Consider the following 18450-nt stretch of genomic DNA (forward strand, 5'->3'; position numbering starts at 1 on the left):
GAGGCGGCGCGACGCGAGGAGGCCGAGCGCCACGCGATCGAGCAGGCCGAGCGCGCCGCGGCCGCGCAGGCCGAGCGGGAGGCCGCCGAGGCCCGCGCACGCGAGCAGGCGGAGGAGGCCGCGGCCGCCGCAGCAGCACGCCAGGAGGCCGAGCAGGCAGCGGCCACCTACGCCACCGCCGCCCGGCAGGCCCACGAGGAGCGGGCGGCCGCCGAGGAGCGCGCCCGGGTCATGGCCGAGGCAGCCGCGGTCAGCGCCGCCGAGCACGCCGAGTTCGCCCGGCGCCTGCTCGAGGAGCGCGAGGCCGCCGAGCGCACCTCGACGGAGATCGCGCAGGCGCGTGCGCTCGCCGAGGAGGCCGCCCGCCAGCAGGCGGCGCTGGCCGCGGAGGCGCACCAGGCGGCGGAGGCGGCCGAGGAGCGCGCGCGGCTGCTCGCCGAGCAGGCCGCCGCGAGCGCCGAGGAGCACGGAGCACTGGCACGCGAGGCCGTCGAGGAGCGGGCTGCCGCCGAGCAGGCGGCCGCCGAGCACGCCCGGCTCGCCCAGGAGGCCCACCAGGCACGGGAGGCCGCCGAGCAGGCCGCGATCGAGCAGGCCGAGCTCGCCCGGATCGCGCTGGAGACGGCGGAGGCCGCCGAGCGCCGCGCCAGTGACGCCGCCGCGCGCGCCGAGGAACAGGTCGCCGCCCGGTTGGCCGCCGACGAGTCCGCCACCGAACAGGCCCGGCGGGCCGAGGAGGCGCACGAAGCCCGCCGGCTCGCGGAGGAGGCGGCTCGGGAGCAGCTGGAGCTCGCCCGCGAGGCGCAGGCCGCCGCCGCCGCGGCACACGACTCGGCTGCGGCCTTGGCGGAGGAGAAGAAGGCTGCGACCGAGGCCCTCGCCCTCGCCGCCGACGTGGCGGCCGAGGCGACCCGTGCCCGCACCGACGCCGAGAACCGCGCCGCGGCCGCCCTCTCCGAGCTCGAGCGAGCAGCCGCCGACCACAGCGAGGCCGTGCAGCGACTCCAGGCGGAGCTGGTCGAGCTGCAGGAGCAGGCCCTGATCCACGCGCGCGCCCGCGCCGAGGCGGAGGCCACCGCCGCGGAGCAGGCCCGCGCTCGGGCGGATGCCGAGGCGAGGGCCGCCGAGATCCTCCAGGACCAGGAGCGGGTCCTCGCGGAGGCCGCCGTCGCACGCACGCAGGCCGAGGCTCTGGCCGCCGAGCAGGCCCAGGCCCGTGCCGAGGCCGAGGCCCGAGCCGCCGAGCTCGCCCAGGAACGGGAGCGCGCCCTCGCCGACGCCGCGCTCGCGCGCGCCGAGGCCGAGGCCCTGGCCGCCGAGCAGGCCCAGGCCCGCGCCGAGGCCGAGGCCCGAGCCGCCGAGCTCGCCCAGGAACGCGAACGCGCCCTCGCCGACGCCGCCCAGACCCGCGCCGAGGCCGACGCCCTGGCCGCCGAACAGGCCCAGGCCCGCGCCGAGGCCGAGGCCCGAGCCGCCGACCTCGCCCAGGAACGCGAACGTGCTCTGGCCGACGCCGCCCGGATCCGAGCCGAGGCCGAGGCCCGTGCCAGCGAGCTCGCCCAGGAGCGGGAGCGGGCCCTCGCCGACGCCGCCCAGATCCGAGCCGAGGCCGAGGCCCGTGCCAGCGAGCTCGCCCAGGAGCGGGAGCGGGCCGTCGCCGAGGCGGCGCTCGCCCGCGCCGAGGCCGAGGCTGCGGCCGCGGCGCAGGCCGAGGCGCGTGCTGCCGCCGATGCGCGCGTGGCCGAGCTGGCCGATCGCGTCGCACAGATCCAGGAGCGCCTGGTCTCCGCCGCCGCCGAGCCCGTCGAGCCCGTCGAGCCGGCCGAGCCCGTCGAGCCCGTCGAGCCGGCCGAGCCCGCTGCGCCTGCCGAGCCGGTCGAGCCCGCCGGGGAGGCGGTCGAGCAGCGGGAGGCCCCCGACGTCGAGCTCCCACCGGCCTCGCTCGAGGAGGTTCTCGCCGGTCCCGCGAGCGAGCCGGTCGCGGGCGACGTCGTCGAGTCCCCCGCCGAAGCCGCCGCTGCGTCCGGCGAGCCGCCGCCAGCAGAGCAGGAGCCCGGCCTGGAGCCGGAGCAGGAGCCGGACGCGGACGCGGACGCAGCGCTCGAACCCGAACCGCGGCACGACATGGCCCACGACGAGGTCGCCGCCGCACGGTCCGACCGTCCGGCCGACCGGCAGCCCTCGCTCCTGGAGCGCTGGCGCGCCGGCGCGCGCCCCGGCGCGGACTCCCTCGAGCCTGCGGAGGAGCCGGGGGCGGTGCCGCTCGAGACGCCGAGCCTCCTCGAGCAATGGCGTCGCACGGCCAGCCTGTCGGAGACCCAACCCTCCCCAGCGGACGAGGCCGCGGATGAGACGGACGCCTTCGACCCGTACGCCGACGGCGGTCCCGACTCCGATCTCGAGGCCGATGCCCAGGCCGAGGACGATGTCCGGGCCGACCACGACGTCGAGGCCGAGCTCGTGGCTGCCGCCGTGGAGCCGCAGTCGGAGCCCACCGGGCCCGCCGAGCCCGTGGAGCCCGAGCCCGTCGACGCGGCGCTCGTCGAGACCGAGCCCGCGGAGCCGGAGCCGGAGCCGGAGCCGGTGGAGCCCGAGCCCGCGGAGCCCGAGCCGGTGGAGCCGGAGGCCGCGGAGCCGGACGCCGTCGACCCCGAGCCCGCCGCACTCGAGCCCGCCCCACCCGAGCCGGTGACCAAGCCGGACGCCAAGCCGCACCCCACGCCGGAGCCGGTCGGCGCGGCCGCCGCCGGCCCCGCGAAGCCGGTCCCGTTCCACGCGCGGCGCGGCAACGGCAGCCTCGCGCCGCTCGCCATCCTCGTCGCCCTGGCGTGCGCGGCCGTCGTGGGCCGGATGGCCTTCCAGGGCCGGCTGTGGGACGACATCGGCCTCAGCGCCACCCTCACCGTGGTGGCGACCGTGCTGCTGGGCTACGCGCTGCGGGTCAGCAACTCCACCCGTACCGTCCACCTCGACGAGCACGGCGTCCTCAAGGTCACGGTCGGCGACGTCAACACCCGGTTCGACCTGACCAGCCCCAACACCAAGATCGAGCAGACGGGCCGGCCCGGGCAGCGGACGTGGCGGGTCCTGATCCTGCGCCGCAGCATGTCGCCCGTGACCATCGACTCGCGGATGGTCGACCCACACACCTTCATGGAGGCACTTCGCCAGTGGAGACCGGACCTCTAGGCACCGACCGACCAGGATCGCCCCCGACGGAGCGGGACGAGCTCGCGCGCCGCTGCGCTGCGGCGGAGCGGGAGGTCGAGCGCCTGAGGGGCGAGCTCGACCGGGCCCGCGCGCAGATCTCCGACCTCGAGTCGGCCGACCCGGCGGGGCTGTCTCTCTTCGACGACAGCGCTGCGGAGCCGGACCGGCTGACCGGAGACGGCAGCGACCCGCGCATCCTCTCGCTGGTGCTGGCCGCGACCGCCGTGGTCGCCGGCATGGTCGCCTTCCTCGCGCTGCTGAACGGCAAGCTGTTCAGCCCGTTCGGCGTCGTGATCGTGCTGCTGACCATCGTGTTGGCCTGGGCTGCGGCCCGCACCCGGGTGGTGCCGGTCGAGGTCAGCGTGATCCGCGGGATCGTGTACGTCGAGCAGGGCGACTCCACCCACCGGTTCGACCTCCGCAAGCCGGAGACCAGGGTCGAGATGCTCGGCCGGCCGGGCGACCGCGGCTGGGCGGTGCACTTCCTGCGCCGCGGCCTCGACCCGTTCGTCGTGGACGCCTCGATGGTCGACCCGCACGAGTTCGTCCGGCAGCTGCGCGAGCACCGACCCGCCCTGTGACCCGCCCCGTGAGCCGGCCTGCGACCGACCGAGTGCCGTCCTGGGACGGCGCTACGCCAGCGCAGCCCGCATCCGGCCAGCGATCTCGGTGACCGCCGCCCGGCTCGTGCGGCCGACGTTGAGGATGTTCAGGAAGCCGTGCACCTGGTCGGGGAACCGGGTGAGTTCGACGTCGACGCCGGCCTCCGCCAGCCGACGGGCGTAGTCCTCGCCCTCGTCGCGGAGCGGGTCGAACCCGGCCGTCGCGACGTACGCCGGCGCCAGGCCGGCGGGGAGCTCGGCGCGGACCAGCGAGAGGCGCTCGTCGGCGCGCTCGGAGAGGTCGTTGGTGTAGGAGAGGTCGGCCCGCTCGATGAACTCGCGGGTGAGGTAGAAGCCCTCGCCGAAGAGCCGCACGCTCTCGCCGTCTCGCAGCCCGTCGGCGCAGGGATAGACCAGCAGTTGCCAGGCCACGGGGAGCCCGTCCCGCGCCGCGGAGATGGCCGCCCAGGCTGCGAGGTTGGCGCCCGCCGAGTCACCGCCCACGGCGATCCGCTGGGGGTCCGCTCGCAACTGGTCGGCGTGGTCGCGCACCCACCGGAACGCCTCGTAGGCATCGTCGTGCGCCGCGGGGAGCTTGTGCTCGGGAGCCAGCCGGTAGGACACCGACACGACCGGCACGCCGGAGCGCTCGGCGAGGAAGCGGCACGGTGCGTCGTGGGAGTCCACGTCGCCCTCCATGAAGCCGCCACCGTGGTAGAAGACCAGCAGCGGGCCCGGCGTCGAACGGGGCGTCGCGGGGTGGCTGGGCAGGTAGTGGCGGGCCGGGCGGCCGGCGACCTCCAGGTCCCGGACGGCGCCGATCCGCTGCTGCCCGCCGACGATCCCGGACTCCTGCCGCAGGTTCCTGCGCATGTCGGCGACCGGCACCTGCTCGTCCCGCGGCCGGGCGATGGCCTGGAGCCGCAGCATCAGCTGCAGGTCGGTGGCGAGGGTCTGCCCGTCCAGGTGCACGGGTCGTCCGGCGAGCAGGCGCTGGGCCCGCTCGGGCATCCCCATCAGGGCCTTGAGGCCGGCGGCTTCGACAGCGGTACGTGCTCTCACGTGCGCCAACCTACTTCGGTACGACGCCGGGCCGGTCGGCAAGGTCACCTGCTGTTCACCGGGCGGTGCGACACTCGGCGCCATGTCCACCGAGCCGCACCGCGACACCGAGTCCAGCGACCACCGCGGGCGGCTCACGGCCGTCGCCGACGGCTTGGCGGACGGGCCGCAGGACGGGGCGGCGGACGGGCCGGCGGACGACCACTACTCCCCCGCCCCGGAGACGGTGAGTGCGATCGAGGGCGTGCCCGACCGGTTCCTCGACCGCGAGCTGTCCTGGCTCCGCTTCAACGAGCGGGTCCTCGAGCTCGCCGAGGACGACGAGCTGCCGCTGCTGGAGCGGGCCCGGTTCCTGGCGATCTTCACCAGCAACCTCGACGAGTTCTTCATGGTCCGCGTCGCCGGGCTGAAGCGGCGGATCGCGACCGGCCTGGCCGTGCGAGCCGCCTCCGGCCTGATGCCGCGAGAGGTTCTCGAGGCGATCTGGACGCGGGCCGCCGAGCTGAGCCACCGGCACGCGCGCGTCTTCCGCGAGGAGGTCGTGCCCGCGCTGCGCGACCACCGGATCGAGCTGGTGCGGTGGTCCGACCTCGAGAAGGACGAGCAGAAGCTGTGCAAGCGGCTCTTCAAAGAGCGGGTCTTCCCCGTCCTGACGCCGCTGGCCGTCGACCCCGCCCATCCTTTCCCCTACATCTCGGGCCTCTCGCTCAACCTCGCGGTGCTGATCCGCAACCCGAAGACGGGCAAGGAGCACTTCGCCCGCGTCAAGGTGCCGTCGAACTTCGATCGCTTCGTCGCCGTCGGCAACGACCGGTTCGTGCCGCTCGAGGACGTGATCGGGGCGCACCTCGGCCGGCTGTTCCCCGGCATGGAGGTGCTGGAGGTGCACACCTTCCGGGTCACCCGCAACGAGGACCTGGAGGTGGAGGAGGACGACGCGGAGAACCTGCTCGCGGCCCTGGAGAAGGAGCTGCTGCGCCGGCGGTTCGGCCCGCCGGTGCGGCTGGAGGTGGAGGCGTCGATCACCCCGTCGGTGCTCGAGCTGCTGATCTCCGAGCTCGGCATCAGCGAGGGGGAGGTCTTCCACCTCCCGGGCCCGCTCGACCTCCGGGGCCTCCACAGCATCGCCGACCTGCCGAGGGAGGACCTGAAGTACCCGTCGTTCGTGCCGACCACCCACCGGCACCTGGCCGAGGTCGAGTCGGCCGCCCCCGTCGACGTGTTCAAGGCCTTGCGGCGCCGCGACGTGCTGGTGCACCACCCCTACGACTCGTTCGCGACGTCGGTCCAGCGCTTCATCGAGCAGGCGGCCGCCGACCCGCACGTCCTCGCCATCAAGCAGACCCTCTACCGCACCTCGGGAGACTCCCCGATCATCGACGCGCTCATCGACGCTGCCGAGGCCGGCAAGCAGGTGCTGGTGCTGGTCGAGATCAAGGCGCGCTTCGACGAGCAGGCCAACATCCGCTGGGCGCGCAAGCTGGAGCAGGCCGGCTGCCACGTCGTCTACGGGCTGATCGGCCTCAAGACCCACTGCAAGCTCGCCATGGTGGTCCGCGACGAGCCCGAGGGCATCCGGCGCTACACCCACATCGGCACCGGCAACTACAACCCCAAGACCTCGCGGATGTACGAGGACCTCGGCCTGCTGACCACCGACGAGACCATCGGCGAGGACGTCGCCCACCTCTTCAACAACCTGTCCGGGTGGTCGCGCAAGGCGACGTACGACCGGCTGCTCGTGGCCCCGGACTCGCTGCGCAGCGGCCTGCTCGACCAGATCCACGGCGCGATCGCCCACCATCGCGCGGGCCGGCCGTCCGGGATCCGGATCAAGGCCAACTCGATCGTCGACGAGCCGATCATCGACGCCCTGTACCTCGCCTCCTGCGAGGGGGTGCAGGTCGACCTGCTGATCCGCGGCATCTGCGCGCTGCGGCCCGGCGTGCCGGGACTCAGCGAGAACGTCCGGGTGCGCTCGGTGCTGGGGCGCTTCCTCGAGCACAGCCGGATCTTCGCGTTCGAGAACGGCGGCGAGCCCGTCGCCTGGATCGGGTCCGCCGATCTCATGCACCGCAACCTCGACCGTCGGGTCGAGGCCCTGGTCCGCCTGCCGAGCCGAAGCCAGGAGGAGGTCCACTCCCTGCTCGACCTGGCCTTCGCGCCCACCACCGCCGCGTGGGAGCTGCGCCCGGACGGCGAGTGGACCAGGAACGACGGTTCCCGCCACCTGCAGGAGACCCTGATCGAGCTGCAGCGGACCCGTCGCCACAGCGCGGTAAATCCCCTCTGACCTGCAGCGATGCGCTCGCGAGCGGGCGCCGTGCGCAGCACCACATCGCGGGGTGGAGCCTCGGGTTGCGTTCATCTGCGCGCGACCCCCTAGCATGATGCCGTTCGTCTCCGCCTCAACGGGAGTCCATGTGGGTCTGCGTCTGCGTCCGGTCGATACCTCCTTCTACGACCTCTTCACCGATTCGGCGCAGCACCTGGTCGCCGGTGCCGAGCTGCTTGCCGAGATGCTGTCCGAGTCGTCGGACAAGGCGTCGGTCGCCGAGCGGATGCGCGCCGCCGAGCACGCGGCCGACGAGACGACCCACGCCATCGTCAAGAAGGTGAACAGCACCTTCGTCACGCCGTTCGACCGCGAGGACATCTACGCCCTCGGCTCGGGTCTCGACGACATCATGGACATGATGGACGAGACGGTCGACCTGATCCTGCTCTACGAGGTCGCGACGCTCCCGCCGGAGCTGTCCGAGCAGGTGGAGGTCATCCAGCGCTGCGCCGAGCTCACGGCCGACGCGATGCCGCGGCTGCGCTCCATGAAGTCGCTCGACGACTACTGGATCGAGATCAACCGGCTCGAGAACGCCGGCGACCGCAACCACCGGCGCACGCTCGCGAAGCTCTTCTCCGGCGAGTTCAAGACCATCGAAGTCCTCAAGCTCAAGGACATCGTCGAGTCCCTCGAGGGCGCCATCGACGCCTTCGAGAAGGTCGCGAACACCGTGGAGCAGATCGCCGTCAAGGAAGGCTGACCCGCCTCGTGGATGCCATCTTGCTGATGGTGATCGCGGTCGTGGTGATCGCCCTGGTGTTCGACTACACCAACGGGTTCCACGACGCTGCCAACGCGATCGCCACCTCCGTGTCGACCCGCGCCCTCACCCCGCGCATCGCACTGGCCATGGCCGCGATCCTCAACTTCGTCGGCGCACTGCTGGGCGTCGGGGTGGCCCAGACGATCCAGGGCATCATCCGGATCGAGGAGGCCACCACATCGGGGGCTGAGCTCGACCGCATCCACGCCCTGACCATCGTCGCCGCCGCGCTGATCGGCGCGATCACGTGGAACCTCATCACCTGGTACTTCGGCATTCCCAGCTCCTCGTCGCACGCCCTGATCGGCGGCATCGTGGGCGCCGGGCTCGCCAGCGCCACGACCGTCGAGTGGCAGACGCTCGTCGACAAGGTGGCCATCCCGATGATCGCCTCGCCGCTCATCGGGTTCCTCGGTGCGTTCGTGCTGATGACCGCCATCATGTGGCTGTTCCGCAAGGCGAAGCCCAACCGCGTCAACCGTGGCTTCCGGCTCGCGCAGACTGTCTCGGCCGCGGGCATGTCGCTCGGTCACGGCCTCCAGGACGCCCAGAAGACGATGGGTGTGATCGTGCTCGCCCTGGTCGCCGGCGGCTACGAGGACGGCGAGACCGTGCCGCTGTGGGTGATCGTCGCCGCCGCCCTCGCCATCGCGGCCGGCACCTACTCGGGCGGTTGGCGGATCATGCGCACGCTCGGGCGCAAGATCATCGACCTCGACCCGCCCCGCGGCTTCGCAGCCGAGGGCGTCGCGGCGACGGTGCTCTACGTCATGGCGATGGGCCTGCACGCGCCGGTCTCGACCACGCACACGATCACCTCGGCCATCATGGGGTCCGGCGCGACGAAGCGGTTCAGCGCCGTCCGCTGGGGCGTGGCGCGCGGGATCGTGGTCGCCTGGATCGTCACCATCCCCGCCGCGGCCGCCGTCGCGGTCGGCACCTACTTCGCGCTCGCCGCGGTGATCCCGGGGAACTGATCACTCGAAGGTGAGGCTGTAGCCGCGGCCGCGGATGCGTCGGACGACGGCCACCCCGTCCAGTCGTCCCCGCAGCCGCGCGACGTGCATGGCGATGGTGTTGCCGCCGGGTCGCTTGCCGGTCGTGCCCCACAGCGCCTCGCGCAGCTCCTCGTCGGTGACCACGCCCGGCGCGTGCAGCATCAGGGCACGCAGCAGCTCGAACTCCTTCAGCGGCAGGTCGCCGATCCGCTCTCCGTGGACCCGCACGCTGTACGCGGCCGCGTCGAGCTCGATCGGGCCGGCCTCGACGCGCGCGTGGTCGGCGAGCGACCGTGGTCCGTGGGCGAGCAGCTCCCAGAGGTGCTCCGGCGGATAGGGCCGGAGCACCACGGCGGAGGCGCCGGCCAGCATCAGCGCACCGAGCTGCCCGGAGGGCGCGGAGGCGACGTCCGCCGCCCCCGCGATGACGTACGGCGACCCGTGCCGCCGGATGACGCCCACGAACTCCGCGGCGGGGATGCCCGGCGCGTCCGGCGCCACGACGACGCCGAGGGGGTCGGTGCGACCGAACGCGACCAGCCCATCGGTGGTCGACCGGACCCAGGTGACGTGGATGCCGCGCCCGGCCATCGCGTCCGCGAGGGCTCCACCGTCGTCGTCGGGATCGACGACGAGGAGCTGTGCGCCTGCAGTCTCCGCCCAGCGGTGCAGGTAGGCGCGGACGGCCTGCTGACGCGACTCCGAGCGGCGGGCTCCCGAGCGCCCGTCCGCGGTGATCATCGGCGTCGGCTCAGCCGAACCGGCCCGAGATGTAGGCCTCGGTGGACGGGTCGTCGGGGTTGGCGAACATCTTCTTCGTGGAGTTGAACTCGACCAGGTGACCGGGCTCGCCGGTCGCTTTGAGGTTGAAGAACCCGGTCTCGTCCGACACCCGAGCCGCCTGCTGCATGTTGTGGGTCACGATCACGATCGTGTAGTCGTTCTTCAGCTCGTGGATCAGGTCCTCGATCGCCGAGGTGGAGATGGGATCCAGCGCCGAGCACGGCTCGTCCATCAGCAGCACCTGCGGCTGCACGGCGATGGCGCGCGCGATGCAGAGGCGCTGCTGCTGACCGCCCGAGAGCCCGGCGCCCGGCTTGTCGAGGCGGTCCTTCACCTCGTTCCAGAGGTTCGCGCCGCGCAGCGACCGCTCGACGATCGCGTCGGCGTCCGCCTTCTTGATCCGCTTGGAGTTGAGCCGGTTGCCCGCGAGCACGTTCTCGTAGATGGACATGGTCGGGAACGGGTTGGGCCGCTGGAACACCATGCCGATCTGGCGGCGCACCGCCACCGGGTCGACGGCGGGGTCGTAGAGGTCCTGGCCCTCCATGACGACCTTGCCCTCGACCCGCGCTCGCGGGATCACCTCGTGCATCCGGTTCAGCGACCGCAGGAACGTGGACTTGCCGCAGCCGGACGGCCCGATGAAGGCGGTGACCGACCGCGCCCGGATCGTCATGTTGACGTCCTGCACGGCCAGGAAGTCGCCGTAGTAGATGTTCAGGTTCGAGACGTCGATGCTCTTGGCCATGTCAGTTCAGTTCCTTGCTGGTGCGTGCAGGTGCGGGGCTGCCGGTCATTTGCCGGACTTCGGCGCGAAGAAGCTGCCGACCAGCCGCGCCGCCACGTTGAGGGTCATGACGATGAGAATGAGGACGAGGGCGGCGCCCCAGACCCGGTCGAACCAGATCTCGCCGTACTTGAAGTGCGAGGTCTGCGACAGGGACTGGAAGATGAAGACGGGCAGGGTCTGCACGGCCCCGTCGAACGGGTTCCAGTTGGTGGCTCGCGCGGTGCCGAGGATGAGCAGCAGCGGAGCCGTCTCGCCCGCGACCCGGGCGATCGCCAGGGTCACGCCGGTGACGATGCCGGCGACGGCCGTCGGCAGCACCACCTTGATGATGGTGCGCCACTTCGGCACGCCCAGGGCGTACGACGCCTCGCGGAGGTCGGCGGGGACCAGCTTGAGCATCTCCTCGACCGCGCGGATGACGGTGGGCAGCATCAGCAGCGACAGCGCGACGCCGCCGCCGATGCCCAGCCGTGGCAGGTCGTCGCCGGTGACCACCTGGAAGAAGGCGACGGCGAAGAGGCCCGCGACGATGGACGGGATGCCGGTCATCACGTCGACGAGGAAGGTGATGATCGAGGCGAGCTTGCTGCCCTCGCCGTACTCCACCAGCCAGATCGCCGTGAGCAGGCCGACCGGGACCGCGATCAGCGCGGCGATCAGGGTCACCAGGAAGGTGCCGGCGATCGCGTGGGCGATGCCGCCGCCCTCGCCGAGGAGCGCCCGCCCGGTCATGTCGCTGGTCAGGAAGTCGGGAGTCAGCACCGGCGCGCCCCTGACCACGACGGTCACGACCAGGCTGACCAGCGGGATCATGGCCAGCACGAACGCGGTCCACATCAGGGCACCCATCGCGTGGTCAACCGCGGAGCGGCGCCCCTCGACGACCGCGGTCCACGCCGGGTAGGCGATCATGAGGACGAGCCAGGCCACGATCACCGTCGTCGCCAGGCCCCGGCCGGTCAGGACGGCCACCAGGCCGCCGGCGGCGAGCGCGACGGCTGCCACGAGGACGACCGCGAACCGCGGCAGCGTGCCGCGCCGGGCGTCGGGGTCGGCCAGCAGCGAGCCGGGCGGGGTCCCGTCGAGCTCGTCGAGCCTCGGGTCGGAGAGTTGCTCGGTCATCTGATCAGCCCTTGTTCACGCCGCGGGTGGCGATCCAGCGGCCCAGGAAGTTGACGAGGAACGTGAGCACGAAGAGCGCCAGCCCGGCGAAGATCAGCACGTTGGTCTTCAGACCGGCGGCGTTCGCGTACTGGTTGGCGATGAAGGCGGCGACGGTGTTGGAGTTGTCGGCGCCGATCACGCTCCAGTTGATGGTGGCGCCGGTCGCCGAGAGCACCATGGCCACGGCCATCGTCTCGCCCAGCGCGCGGCCCAGGCCGAGCAGCAGGGCGGCGACCATGCCGGACCGGGCGTAGGGCAGCACGGCGTAGCGGATCATCTCCCAGCGGGTGGCGCCCAGCGCCAGCGCGGCCTCCTCGTGCGCGCGCGGCGTCTGCGCGAAGACCTCGCGCATGATCGCGGTCACGATGGGGAGCGCCATCAGGGCGAGCACGACGGCGGCGGTGAGGAGCGTCTTCCCGGTGTTGCTGGCCGGGCCGTCGAAGAGCGGGATCCATCCCAGCCAGCGCGCCAGCCCGTCGTGCAGCGGCTTGAGGTAGTCCGAGAGCACCGACAGGCCCCAGAGCCCGAACACCACGCTCGGCACGGCCGCCAGCAGGTCCACCAGGAACCCGACCGGCTTGGCGATGCGGCGCGGTGCGTAGTGCGAGATCACCAGCGCGAGCCCGATCGCCAGGGGGGTGACGATCAGCATCGCGAGGATCGACACCAGGATCGTGCCGAACAGGAGCGGCAGCACGAGGTCCCAGACGTTGGGCTTCTCGTAGGCGAGCTCGTCGTGGGCGTCCAGCGCCGGCAGGCCCTGCAGCAGCAGGAAGATCGCCACCCCGGCGAGGAAGGCGATGACCAGCAGCGCCGCGCCGAGCGCGGCGGTGCGGAAGACGTTGTCACCGACACGGGTCGACGTGGCGTCGTGGTGGGGCAGGTCGGGTGGCGCGTCGATCGTGGCGCTCACGGGTTCCTCCGGGTCGAGGTGGTGGAACAGCGCGAGCAGGGGGCGGGCGTGGCGCCCGTCCCCTGCTCGTCTGCTGCGGACGGTGTCAGGACGCCGAGATCTTCTCGATGATGCCCTGCGCCTCGGACTGGAGGTCCTCGGCGAGCGGCGCGGATCCCGCCTCCTCCTTGGCCAGCTCCTGGCCCTCGTCGGAGACGACGTACTCGAGGTAGGCCTTGACCATGTCGGCGGTGTTCTCGTCGTCGTAGCTCTGGCAGGCCAGCAGGTACGACGTCAGCACGATCGGGTACGTGCCCTCCTCCTGCGTGGTGAAGTCGAGGTCGACCGCCATGTCGACGTCGGACCGGCCCTCGACGCGGGGGGAGACCTCGAGGATGCGCGCAGCGGCCTCGGGGCTGGGGGCGACGAACTCCTCGCCGACGCCGACGTTGGCCTGCGCGAGGCCACCCGCCTGGCTGGCGTCCGCGTAGCCGATGGTGTTGGCGTTGCGGGTGACGGTGTCGACCACACCCGAGGTGCCCTTGCCGGCGTCGTCGCCGGTGATCTCCTCGGGCCAGATCTCGATCGAGCCGTGGGTCCACACGTCGGGCGCGACGGCGGCGAGGTAGTCGGTGAAGTTGCCGGTGGTGCCCGACTCGTCGGAGCGGTGCACGGCGGTGATGTTCTCGTCGGGCAGGTCTGCGCCCTCGTTGTCGGCGACGATGGCCGGGTCGTTCCACTTCTTGATCTCACCGGCGAAGATCCCGGCGAGGACCTCGGGCGAGAGGTTCAGCTCGTCGACGCCCTCGACGTTGTAGACCACGGCGATCGGCGAGACGTAGTTGGGGATCTCGATCGGCTCAGAGCCACAGGTCTCCGTCGCGGTCGCGAGCTCCTCGTCCGCGAGGTAGGAGTCGGAGCCGGCGAACGGGAAGGCACCGGACGCGAAGTTCTCGCGGCCGCCGCCGGAGCCGATCGGGTCGTAGTTGATGGTGACGTCGGGAGCGATCTCGCTGAAGCCGACGATCCAGGCGTTCTGCGCCGACTCCTGGGAGGACGCGCCGCCGACGCTCAGCTCGCCGGAGAGCTCAGCGGCGTCGGTGCTGCCGCTCCCACCCTCGTCGTCGGAGGAACCGCAGGCGGTCAGGGTCAGGGCCAGAGCGGCGACACCCGGGACGACTGCGCGTCGAATGGACTTGAAGTTCAAGGACTTGCCTCTCAGAGCTGAGGGGCGTTGCTCGGCCCCCCGATGCGTACTCGGACGCCACAGACGCTAGGAAGCGTCGGTAACACGACTCCCCGGCCGATCTGAACGGGCGGTGAACAGTGGCGGTCACCGCGGGGGCGCCGGGTGGCGGTCGTCTCACCGGTCGTACGGACGCCCGCCCCGCCGTCAGCGCAGGCTGTGTCGCTCGACCGCGACGACCGACCCCTTGCGCACGTGCAGGACCAGCATCTCGGCCTTCTCCAGCGGGTGGGTCCGCTCCGGGATCCGGAGGCCCGCGGCGTCGTACACGAGAGGGAGGACGGGGCGATGGGTGCACAGCACGGCGCCCTGGCCGCAGTGGAAGAGCTCGTCGACGACGTCGTTCACCAGCGCCTCGGTGGCCTTCTCCTCGCTCAGCTCGGGGCGCAGCTCGACCGGGTAGCCGGTCATGTCGGCGTAGGGCTGCACCGTCTGCACGCAGCGGGTGCTGCTGGAGGTGACGATGCGGGTCACGTCGTAGGCGGCGAGGACCGGCACCAGTCGGTCGGACTCGACCTCGCCGGCCTTGAGCAGCGGGCGCGCCGCGTCGTCGGCGCGCCACGCGTCGCGCGAGCGGGCCCTGGCGTGCCGCAGCACCACGACGGCACGGGTCTTGCGACGCACCTTGAGCGCCTCGGCGAGGGTGCCGCGGTCGTGCACGTAGCTGAGCCGCTCGGCCGCCTCGTCGAGGGGCACCCACGCCACCTGGTCGATCTCGTCGTTGGGGCGGTAGGCCGAGACGTCGTCGTCCCCGACCACCCGGCCGGTCCAGTAGTGCACCGTCTTCGTCCGGCGCGCGACGGGGTAGCGCTGGGAGGCGAGCGGCGGTCCGAGCCGGATGTGCAGGCCGGTCTCCTCCGCCACCTCCCGGACCGCGGCGGCCGTGGGGTGCTCCCCTCGTTCGAGCTTGCCCTTGGGGAACGACCAGTCGTCGTACTTGGGCCGATGCACCAGGAGCACCTCCCGGCCGGGACGGAACGTGACCACGCCGGCGGCGAGGATGTCGGGCACGGCGCTAGTCTGCACTGTCCGACCGAGACGAGGGGAGTCGCCGCCAGATGCGCCGTCGCTGGATCCTCGCGCTCGGGCTCGTGCTGGTGCTCGTCGTCGTGGCCGTGGTCGTGTGGCTCGTGCAGCGCGACGACCGGACCCGCCTGGAGCGCGCGGTCGCACTCGCACCGGAGTCGTCGGTCAGGTTCAGCTGGACGGACTGGGCGGGCGTCCGCGACGAGGTCGGCGTCGACCTGTCGGCGGCGTCCTCGGTCGGGGAGCTCGACGACTTCCTCACCGACGCCTTCGACCGCGACCTGGCGGGCACCACCGCGCTGGTGGAGTCGGCGCCGACGATCCACAGCCAGCTGGGGTTCTCCCCCGCCACCATCGACTGGGAGCTCTTCGCCCAGGGCGAGAAGGGCGCGATCGTGATGGTCGGCCTGCCGGAGTCGTTCGACTACGACGCGCTTCGCGACCGGCTGCGCGAGGCCGGCTTCCCGGAGCCCGCAGAGGACGACGGGGTGTGGCGCGGGGGCGTCGACGTGCTCGAGCGGCTCGACGGGCCGGTCACGCCCGAGCTGGCCGCCGTGCAGATCGACGAGGATGCCGGCGTGCTGTACGGCAGCGACGACCCGGGGTACCTCGAGGACCGGGCCGACGCCGCCCGCGACGAGGCGGACGACGGCGTGGCCGACGTCGTCGGAGCCGTCGGCGGAGCCCTCAGCGCGACGGTCTACACCGGTGACCACGCCTGCGCCGCGCTCGCCATGAGCGAGGCGGAGCCGGCCGACCGCACCCGTGCGGCGGAGCTGGTCGACGCCGCCGGAGAGGTCCATCCCCTGCGCGGCTTCGCCATCGCCGAGCTGCCCGGCAACGACGTGCGGGTCGCGATGGCCTTCGAGACCGCGGACCAGGCGCAGACCGATGCGGACAGCCGCTCGGCGCTCGCCGCCGGCCCCGCGCCCGGCCAGGGCGGCTCGTTCCCCGACGTCTTCGAGCTCGGCAGGGTCGGCACCGAGGGACGCGTGCTCACCATGGAGCTCGACCCGGTGGACGACAGCTTCGTGGTCTCCGACCTCAACCACGGCCCGGTGCTGTTCGCCACCTGCTGACGCGGCGGCAGAGCGGGCCGGCGCGGGAGGCCCGGTCAGTTGTCGTCGTAGGAGCGGCTGACGCCCAGGATCCGGTCGATCTCCTCGAGCGGGAGGCGCTCCTCAGAGGCGCTGGCGGCGATGATCAGGTTGGTGGTGAGCTCCACCTCCACCATCAGGTCGCCGTCCTCGAGGGAGACGTCGAACTGGTCGCTCATCGCCTGCCTTCCCTCGACTGGATCGTGCACGGACCTCTGCTTCTATCTTCCCCCAGCGAGCAAGACCCAAACCGGGAAACTTCGGACAAATTGTTGGTGGGGCCCCGCCGAACGGCGAGGCCCCACCTGAAGACGCGAGGGTCTCCTCGATCAGCCGAGTGGGCTGGTCAGAGGGGACGGACGTTCTCGGCCTGGGGACCCTTGGGGCCCTGGGTCACGTCGAACTCGACCTTCTGGTTGTCCTCCAGGGACTTGTAGCCCTGGCTCTGGATGGCGGAGAAGTGCACGAAGACGTCGTCGCCGCCGCCCTCCTGCTCGATGAAGCCGAAGCCCTTCTCCGCGCTGAACCACTTGACGGTGCCCTGAGCCATGTTGCTCGTTACTCCTTGTGTCGGGGCGAGAGCCGCCACCTCGGCGGCCCGCAGCGGATGCGATGACACGTCGCTCCGACCCGTGATGGGACACCACAAACCAGATACGCCGTCGGCCACAGACTCCGCAGGCGTCGAACCTTGAGAACTGCATCCGCTGCGAGATGGACCTTACCAATCAGCGGCGACAGCGGAACTCCTCCGCCGGGCGAATCTCACCGATTGCGTGAAGGTTGCGCGACGCCGGCGTGACGGCCCCGGAAACGGCGGGCCGGGCTGCGGGGTTGAGCATTACCCTAGGGGGGTATAGTATGGTTCGCACGTCGCCCAGCACGAGGAGTCCCCCGATGACCGAGCATCCCCACGACGAGGCCCACGCCGGGCACCAGCACGGCTACATCCACAACAAGGACGACTACCTGAAGCGACTGCGCCGGATCGAGGGCCAGGCCCGCGGCCTCCAGCGGATGGTCGAGGACGAGAAGTACTGCATCGACATCCTGACCCAGGTCTCCGCCATGACCAAGGCGCTCCAGTCGGTGGCGCTGGGCCTGCTCGACGAGCACCTGGCCCACTGCGTCGTCGACGCTGCCCGCGAGGGCGGCCCGGAGGCGGAGGTCAAGCTCAAGGAGGCGTCCGACGCGATCGCCCGCCTCGTCCGCTCCTGACGCCCGCACCAGCACCCGGATCACCGATCACCACACCGGAAGGAACAGCAGCATCATGAGCCAGACCCGTACCTACACCGTCACCGGCATGACCTGCGGCCACTGCGTCGCCTCGGTCACCGAGGAGGTCCGGGAGATCCCGGGCGTGGCCGACGTCGACGTCGTCCTCGAGACCGGAGCACTCACCGTCACCGCGGAGTCGGACCTCGACGACGCGGCCGTGAAGGCCGCCGTCGAGGAGGCCGGCTACCAGCTGGCATGAGCACCCCACTGCGCGTCGGCGGCTTCGTCGTGGCGCTGGTCGCGGTCCTCGGGATCGCGGTCGGCGTCGGACGGGCCGTCGGCCCGGTCGACGAGCCGGAGCCTGCCGACCACGGCGAGGACCACGGCGCCGCGGGAGGGACCGGCCACGGTGACGGGGACGCCGCGCCGGCGGCGGACTCCGTTCCCGCCGGGCTGATGACCTCGCAGGGCGGCTACACCCTCGCCCTCGCGGACCCGCACGCCCGCGCCGGCCAGGACGTGCCGGTCCGGTTCACCATCACCGGACCCGACGGGCGCCCGGTCACCGAGTTCGACGTCGAGCACGAGAAGCGGCTGCACCTGATCGCCGTACGGCGCGACCACACCGGCTTCCAGCACGTCCATCCCCAGATGCGCGGCGACGGCACCTGGTCCACGCGGCTGGACCTGACCCCCGGGTCCTGGCGGCTGTTCGCCGACTTCAGGGCCACCGGCGCCGAGGCGCTCACCCTGGGCGCCGACCTCGCCGTGCCCGGCGACCACGCCCCGGTCGCGCCGGCGCCGGTGAGCCGCACCGCGCAGGTCGACGGCTACACCGTCACCCTCGACGGCGACCTCGCGGCGGGCGGCGACGCACGACTCACCCTGTCGGTGTCGCGGGACGGCCGACCGGTCACCGACCTGCAGCCCTACCTCGGGGCCTACGGGCACCTCGTGGCGCTCCGGGAGGGCGATCTGGCCTACCTGCACGTGCACCCCGACGGCACGCCGGGCGACGGCAGCACCCATCCCGGTCCCGACGTGGTCTTCCACGCCACCGTGCCGAGCGAGGGCCGCTACCGGCTCTACCTCGACTTCAAGCACGAGGGCGTCGTCCGGACCGCCGCGTTCACCGTGGCCGCGGGCGACCAGCCCGGCGCCCAGCCGACCGCGTCACCCAGCGGCCCTGACGACCAGGGCGACGGACCCGGCGACGAGCACGGCGACGACCACGGCCACTGATCCACCACCACAC

17 protein-coding genes and 1 pseudogene are annotated in these 18450 nt (G+C 72.4%); 9 read left to right on the forward strand and 9 right to left on the reverse strand.

The annotated features are described in order from the left end of the window. A pseudogene (locus ACPOLA_RS09475) lies at positions 1 to 3189 on the forward strand (coiled-coil domain-containing protein); the annotation flags it as partial. Beyond that, a complete protein-coding gene (locus tag ACPOLA_RS09480) occupies positions 3171 to 3791 on the forward strand; it encodes a hypothetical protein (RefSeq protein ID WP_435770175.1) in 621 nt (206 codons plus the stop codon). The pseudogene ACPOLA_RS09475 and the gene ACPOLA_RS09480, both read left to right, overlap by 19 nt. A gap of 51 nt (positions 3792 to 3842) precedes the next feature. Here ACPOLA_RS09480 and ACPOLA_RS09485 read toward each other — a convergent pair whose 3' ends face one another. Next, the gene (locus ACPOLA_RS09485; RefSeq protein WP_435770176.1) at positions 3843 to 4874 is read right to left on the reverse strand and encodes an alpha/beta hydrolase; all 1032 of its coding nucleotides are present in this window, start codon (positions 4872 to 4874) and stop codon (positions 3843 to 3845) included. 82 nt (positions 4875 to 4956) lie between these two features. Between ACPOLA_RS09485 and ACPOLA_RS09490 the strand changes: the two genes are divergently transcribed. The 3 genes from ACPOLA_RS09490 to ACPOLA_RS09500 all read left to right on the forward strand — a co-directional run bounded on the left by ACPOLA_RS09490 (position 4957) and on the right by ACPOLA_RS09500 (position 8955). Beyond that, positions 4957 to 7167 carry an RNA degradosome polyphosphate kinase gene (locus ACPOLA_RS09490; protein ID WP_435770177.1) on the forward strand — a complete coding sequence of 737 codons (2211 nt, stop codon included), beginning with the start codon at positions 4957 to 4959 and terminating at the stop codon, positions 7165 to 7167. A gap of 130 nt (positions 7168 to 7297) precedes the next feature. After that, positions 7298 to 7915 (forward strand): DUF47 domain-containing protein, encoded by a 618-nt coding sequence (locus tag ACPOLA_RS09495; protein ID WP_435770178.1) that lies wholly within the window; start codon positions 7298 to 7300, stop codon positions 7913 to 7915. Positions 7916 to 7941: 26 nt separating this feature from the next. Beyond that, a complete protein-coding gene (locus ACPOLA_RS09500) occupies positions 7942 to 8955 on the forward strand; it encodes an inorganic phosphate transporter (RefSeq protein ID WP_435770275.1) in 1014 nt (337 codons plus the stop codon). On the opposite strand, the gene ACPOLA_RS09505 is transcribed toward ACPOLA_RS09500, so the two are convergent. From ACPOLA_RS09505 to ACPOLA_RS09530, 6 genes are all read right to left on the reverse strand, one after another. After that, the gene (locus ACPOLA_RS09505; protein WP_435770179.1) at positions 8956 to 9717 is read right to left on the reverse strand and encodes a winged helix-turn-helix transcriptional regulator; all 762 of its coding nucleotides are present in this window, start codon (positions 9715 to 9717) and stop codon (positions 8956 to 8958) included. A 10-nt stretch (positions 9718 to 9727) separates the two neighbouring features. Then, positions 9728 to 10507, reverse strand: coding sequence for a phosphate ABC transporter ATP-binding protein PstB (gene pstB / locus ACPOLA_RS09510; RefSeq protein ID WP_435770180.1), 780 nt, complete (start codon positions 10505 to 10507; stop codon positions 9728 to 9730). A gap of 45 nt (positions 10508 to 10552) precedes the next feature. Then, on the reverse strand, positions 10553 to 11671 hold the full coding sequence (gene pstA, locus ACPOLA_RS09515) for a phosphate ABC transporter permease PstA (protein WP_435770181.1): 1119 nt from the start codon (positions 11669 to 11671) through the stop codon (positions 10553 to 10555). 4 nt (positions 11672 to 11675) lie between these two features. Beyond that, positions 11676 to 12626 carry a phosphate ABC transporter permease subunit PstC gene (pstC, locus tag ACPOLA_RS09520; protein WP_435770182.1) on the reverse strand — a complete coding sequence of 317 codons (951 nt, stop codon included), beginning with the start codon at positions 12624 to 12626 and terminating at the stop codon, positions 11676 to 11678. A gap of 85 nt (positions 12627 to 12711) precedes the next feature. Continuing rightward, positions 12712 to 13812 carry a phosphate ABC transporter substrate-binding protein PstS gene (gene pstS, locus ACPOLA_RS09525; protein ID WP_435770183.1) on the reverse strand — a complete coding sequence of 367 codons (1101 nt, stop codon included), beginning with the start codon at positions 13810 to 13812 and terminating at the stop codon, positions 12712 to 12714. A gap of 186 nt (positions 13813 to 13998) precedes the next feature. Next, positions 13999 to 14862 carry an NUDIX hydrolase gene (locus ACPOLA_RS09530; RefSeq protein WP_435770184.1) on the reverse strand — a complete coding sequence of 288 codons (864 nt, stop codon included), beginning with the start codon at positions 14860 to 14862 and terminating at the stop codon, positions 13999 to 14001. 47 nt (positions 14863 to 14909) lie between these two features. On the opposite strand from ACPOLA_RS09530, the gene ACPOLA_RS09535 reads away from it, so the two are divergent. Continuing rightward, positions 14910 to 15956: a hypothetical protein gene (locus ACPOLA_RS09535; protein ID WP_435770185.1), complete on the forward strand. Its 1047-nt coding sequence runs from the start codon at positions 14910 to 14912 to the stop codon at positions 15954 to 15956. A gap of 35 nt (positions 15957 to 15991) precedes the next feature. On the opposite strand, the gene ACPOLA_RS09540 is transcribed toward ACPOLA_RS09535, so the two are convergent. Together ACPOLA_RS09540 and ACPOLA_RS09545 are read right to left on the reverse strand one after the other, a co-directional pair. Continuing rightward, entirely contained in the window at positions 15992 to 16183 is a 192-nt protein-coding gene (locus ACPOLA_RS09540) for a hypothetical protein (RefSeq protein ID WP_435770186.1), read from the reverse strand. Positions 16184 to 16320: 137 nt separating this feature from the next. Next, on the reverse strand, positions 16321 to 16524 hold the full coding sequence (locus ACPOLA_RS09545; protein WP_435770187.1) for a cold-shock protein: 204 nt from the start codon (positions 16522 to 16524) through the stop codon (positions 16321 to 16323). A 347-nt stretch (positions 16525 to 16871) separates the two neighbouring features. On the opposite strand from ACPOLA_RS09545, the gene ACPOLA_RS09550 reads away from it, so the two are divergent. Genes ACPOLA_RS09550 through ACPOLA_RS09560 form a run of 3 tightly spaced genes read left to right on the forward strand, consistent with a single transcriptional unit; the run spans position 16872 to position 18437 of the window. Further along, complete coding sequence (locus ACPOLA_RS09550; protein WP_435770188.1) at positions 16872 to 17192, forward strand: metal-sensitive transcriptional regulator; 321 nt, start codon at positions 16872 to 16874, stop codon at positions 17190 to 17192. Positions 17193 to 17247: 55 nt separating this feature from the next. Then, positions 17248 to 17454, forward strand: a complete 207-nt coding sequence (locus tag ACPOLA_RS09555) for a heavy-metal-associated domain-containing protein (protein WP_435770189.1) — start codon at positions 17248 to 17250, stop codon at positions 17452 to 17454. Further along, complete coding sequence (locus ACPOLA_RS09560) at positions 17451 to 18437, forward strand: DUF8832 domain-containing protein (protein ID WP_435770190.1); 987 nt, start codon at positions 17451 to 17453, stop codon at positions 18435 to 18437. Before ACPOLA_RS09555 ends, ACPOLA_RS09560 begins: the two co-directional genes overlap by 4 nt. The last annotated feature ends 13 nt before the right edge of the window (positions 18438 to 18450 follow it).

The sequence above is a fragment of the Nocardioides proteolyticus genome, from assembly GCF_051280635.3.
Lineage (GTDB): Bacteria > Actinomycetota > Actinomycetes > Propionibacteriales > Nocardioidaceae > Nocardioides.